Genomic DNA, 2,201 nt, shown 5'->3' on the forward strand with positions numbered 1-2,201 from the left:
GTGTCGGCAGTTTCAAAAGGGTTTATCAGTGAAGGGATAAGCGGTGAAGCATTGGTTATCTTTAATGACACAAACTCCCAAAACATTGTTGAGTTATTAAAATATCCGCCGTCGGCTTCCTCCGACAAACTAGCGTTAGAAGCACTAATGGATGTTTCAAACATTCTCATCGGTGCCTGTTTGAACGGTTTATCAGAACAGTTAAATGTTGCCTTTAGCCATACGCATCCAGTGTTACTAGGGCAGCATCAGGGTTTATCAACGCTGTTGAGTGATAACGTGCAGCGTTGGGGTAAACTGATGGCCATAGAAATAGGTTATGCAATCAAAGCGAGAGACATCTCGTTTGATTTGCTGCTGTTATTTCCAGGCGATGCCATCAATCACATTTACTCGCGACTGCTTGATGATGGAGTGGATAATAAAGACAAGGAAGGTCTATGAATGCTTCAACAGATGCGCTTGCTACAAGCGCTTTAATGAGTTCATCTCAAGTACCTGAAGAATTACTTGATTCCATTGAGGTTGGTATTGCGGTTCTGGATCGCAACTTCAAGGTTCAAGTGTGGAATAAGTTTCTTGAAAACCACAGTGCAAAAAAAGCGGAAGCAATTATTGGAGACAGCCTCTTTGCTCATTTCCCCGAGATAGAAGAAAAGTGGCTTAGAACCAAAGTTGACCCCGTATTTAACTTAAAAAGCCCGGTGTTTATTATTTGGGAGCAGCGTCCTTACTTGTTTAAGTTTGGTTGTAATCGCCCTGTAACCAGCGCTGCAGAGTTCATGTACCAAAATGTGACCATGTTCCCTATTGTTGATAAGCGCGGCAACGTAGAGCGGTTTTGTATGCTTGTTTACGATGTCACTGAGCAGGCGCTCGGTAAGCGTGGAATGGAGCATCTTAACGAAGAGTTGAAAACTGCGAGCCGCGTGGACGGTCTAACTGGGCTATATAATCGTCGCTACTGGCAGGAACGCTTTGATGAGATGCACAAACTTTGTGTGCGCCGAGAAAAGCCAAGTACTGCGCTTATGCTCGATATCGACCATTTCAAACGCATTAACGATACTTATGGTCATCAGGCAGGGGATAAGGTGATTAAGATGTTAGCAGCGCTGATTAAGCGCTGTGTGCGGGAAACCGACCTTGCAGGGCGCTACGGCGGCGAGGAATTTGCCATTATTCTGAATGACTCTTCGGTTGAAGATGCCAAGATAGTGGCCGAACGTATCCGACAATTAGCACAGCGTTTAGTGGTAGAACACGAAGGTGAGTCAATAAGTTTCACTGTTAGTTTAGGCCTTGCACAATTCTCTCCTGACTTTAAAGGAGCGATGGCATGGCTTGAGTGTGCCGATCAGGCGCTTTATGAAGCAAAAGAAAACGGCCGAAATCAATATCGCATTTATGCAGCGCCTGGCGCGTTATAGTGCTAGGCGTAGGGTGTTTTTGAGCTCTTGAAAGGTGACAGGCTTCACTAAGTGGTATCGAATACCTGCCTGCAGCGACGCTTCTTTATCGCTTCTGTGGGCATTGGCCGTAAGGGCGATGATTGGAAGGTCAGGGTGACCTTCTTTCATTATTTTAGCGACTTCCAAACCATTCATATCTGGTAAGTTGATATCCAACAGCACACAGTCAAACGCATTTTCACTCACTCTAATAATAGCGTCGTCACCGGTGTAACTCACAGTAACTTCGTGGCCCATACATTGAAGCATATACTCCACCATTTCTGCATTAATGGGCTCGTATTCTACCAGTAACACGTTGGCCTTTTTCGTTGTTTCAACAACTCTTGCGTTACTTGCTGTGAGGTGATGGAGCGCATCTACAAACCGGTTTCTATCTATGGGTTTTACAAAGCTTTGATAGATGGGGAGTTCACTGTTTGCGATAATGTTGGCAATATCTGGGGTTGCTGACAGCACAATAACGGGCGGTACCCGTTCACCAAAAATCGCCTTGAGCGTCCTCACTAGCTCAAGACCATTCATGCCCGGCATGTACAAATCTGCAATAATGCCTGAAAACTGAAGTATTTCTTCGTGCAGATTAAGCAAGTTCGCACCAGATGAAAACGTGCGTGCGCTAAAGCCCTCTTTGGTAATAATTGATTGTAAATGCTGCATAGATATCTCTAATTCGTCAACTACGGCGAAGGTCGCATTAGACGGTGCTGAATTTTTAGCGGGAAGGTC

Annotated in this window: 2 protein-coding genes and 1 pseudogene; 2 read left to right on the forward strand and 1 reads right to left on the reverse strand. The window is 45.1% G+C overall.

Annotated elements, in window-relative coordinates; translation table 11 throughout:
- Positions 1-444, forward strand: a pseudogene (locus QVA83_RS04130) (response regulator); the annotation flags it as partial.
- A complete protein-coding gene (locus tag QVA83_RS04135) occupies positions 441-1,430 on the forward strand; it encodes a sensor domain-containing diguanylate cyclase (protein WP_287498145.1) in 990 nt (329 codons plus the stop codon). The pseudogene QVA83_RS04130 and the gene QVA83_RS04135, both read left to right, overlap by 4 nt.
- Here the strand turns inward: QVA83_RS04135 and QVA83_RS04140 are convergent.
- On the reverse strand, positions 1,425-2,201 hold a 777-nt coding region (locus QVA83_RS04140; RefSeq protein ID WP_287498146.1), incomplete at its 5' end, for a response regulator. The genes QVA83_RS04135 and QVA83_RS04140 overlap by 6 nt on opposite strands.

It is taken from the genome of Alteromonas sp. AO-Serp, from assembly GCF_017849675.1.
GTDB lineage: Bacteria > Pseudomonadota > Gammaproteobacteria > Enterobacterales > Alteromonadaceae > Alteromonas > Alteromonas macleodii.